Genomic DNA, 1,972 nt, shown 5'->3' on the forward strand with positions numbered 1-1,972 from the left:
TCAGGAAACAGCGGACACGCCTTGCCACAGCAAAGCAGAGAGTTTCCGAGCTGGAAGTCCTGCTCTGCAAAATCTATGAGGACAACATTTTAGGCAAGCTGTCCGACAGCAGATACGCCACTCTGGACGCTCAATACGAAAAGGAACAGTCCGAGCTTACCGCTGAAATCTCTGTTCTGGAAAAGGCTGTCAAGAGCTATGAGAAGCACGAAAAGGACGCTGACCGTTTTATCGCTCTGATTGGTAAGTATGAGAACTTCGACAAGCTGACCATTGCCATGCTCAACGAGTTTATCGAGAAAATTCTTGTGCATGAGCGTGACCGCAAAGGAAGTATACAGACCACACAGGAGGTTGAGATTTACTTCAATTTTGTTGGGCGTTTCGTTCCCCCGGCGTTTGGAGAAGTGGAGCTGACCCCGGAGGAATTAGAAGAAATCCGCAAGCGAGAGGAACGCAAGGACAGACTTCATCAGAACTACTTGAAGCGTAAAGCCAGCGGAGCGCAGAAGCGATACGAGGATAAAATCAAGGAGCGGAAAAAGGCAGAAATCGAAGCCAAGAAAGCCGCCATTCGTGCAGAGGACATTGCAAAGGGCGTGTTCGTCCCTGTCAGCAGCTTACCGCAGAGAGAGCCAATGAAAGGAGTACAATCAGCATGAATATCACTTACACACAGAACGGCGATTATCTTATCCCGAACATCGTTATCCGCAAGACCAAGCCCATCGGACACTACGGCAGACTTCGCAAGGCGTATCTGGAAATGCACCGCCCGATACTGTTCAATGAACTGGTGCTATCCGACAAGCTCTTTGAACATTGTGCCGAGATTGACGAAGCGGCACGAAACCGCATGGAGCTGATCGTGCGGTCACTGGCAGAGCAAAACGGTGTGACTGAGCAACTGAAAGCCGATAATCAAATGGAATGGGTGCGGCAGATGAACGCTTGCAAGGCACAGGCAGAGGAGATTGTGAAAGCAGAATTGATTTATGATTGAGTGAGGAAGTCCGGGCAGAAAACTGTTCGGACTTTTCTCATATATTCCAAAGTTGCGATAGAATTGTTCACGAGTTTTATGGTATAATTTGAATGCGAAAAATCGTAGAATTGGAAGTTGGTAGGAGGTTGCTTTATGAGCCTTGATAGGAAAATAAATCGCATTCAATTTCTCTCAGGAAATTCGCTAAAGGTTATTGCTGTACTGACAATGCTTATTGACCATCTATGTAAAATTGTGCTGCAATGGCTGCTATCAAACTACTGGGGGGCTATGGCAGATAACGGGCAAATGTCGTGGGAGAGATTCCGAGAGATAGATTATTTCATACGGTTTGATTTGCAAAGCATTGGGACGATTGCTTTTCCGCTATTCTGTTTTTTGCTGGCAGAAGGATTCCAACACACAAGAAGTAAAAAACGCTATATTGGGTTGATGCTTGCATTTGCCCTTATTTCGGAAGTTCCATTTGACATAGGTTTCTTTAGTGCGTATTCACGAATGGAAGATACATTTCCGTTTTACTTGAAGTATCAAAATGTATTTTTCACCTTGTTTTTAGGCTTATTGACATTGGTATGCCTTGAAAGATTTTCGTGTAAATCAGACCTACCGGTGGATAGAATAAAATCAGCAGTCCTGCAAGTTCTCAGTGTAGTGCTTTTTTCCGGCATTGCGGAAGGAATCCATTGTGACTACGGTATGCAGGGGATCTTATTCATATCAGCATTTTATATTTGCCGTAATCACCGAATCTATCAAGTGTTGCTGTTCCTTTTGGCTTACATGGGGACAACGGGGAATCAACCGCCTTTATGTACGCTTCTTGCCTGCTTGCTTATTCTGCTATACAACGGAAAGCGTGGTAAACTGAAGCTAAAATACTTCTTCTATGTTTTTTATCCAGCACATATCCTTGTCCTATATTTGATTCAGATAGGACTCGGAAAATACTTACTGAAATGACTA

General features: G+C 44.4%; 3 protein-coding genes. All 3 read left to right on the top strand.

Going from position 1 to position 1,972, the window contains the following annotated elements; genetic code table 11:
* On the top strand, positions 1-662 hold a 662-nt coding region (locus E0E29_RS17225; RefSeq protein ID WP_130850982.1), incomplete at its 5' end, for a DUF4368 domain-containing protein.
* Complete coding sequence (locus E0E29_RS17230; RefSeq protein WP_033119194.1) at positions 659-1,003, top strand: TnpV protein; 345 nt, start codon at positions 659-661, stop codon at positions 1,001-1,003. The genes E0E29_RS17225 and E0E29_RS17230, both read left to right, overlap by 4 nt.
* 135 nt (positions 1,004-1,138) lie before the next feature.
* Positions 1,139-1,969: a TraX family protein gene (locus E0E29_RS17235; protein WP_025483373.1), complete on the top strand. Its 831-nt coding sequence runs from the start codon at positions 1,139-1,141 to the stop codon at positions 1,967-1,969.
* The last annotated feature ends 3 nt before the right edge of the window (positions 1,970-1,972 follow it).

Origin of the sequence: Intestinimonas timonensis (assembly GCF_900626145.1) — a bacterium.
Lineage (GTDB): Bacteria > Bacillota > Clostridia > Oscillospirales > Oscillospiraceae > Intestinimonas > Intestinimonas aquisgranensis.

Excerpts from the sequence above, each read along its gene's own strand:
- E0E29_RS17230 (WP_033119194.1), top strand. The coding sequence starts at position 659 with ATGAATATCACTTACACACAGAACGGCGATTATCTTATCCCGAACATC.
- E0E29_RS17235 (WP_025483373.1), top strand. The coding sequence starts at position 1,139 with ATGAGCCTTGATAGGAAAATAAATCGCATTCAATTTCTCTCAGGAAAT.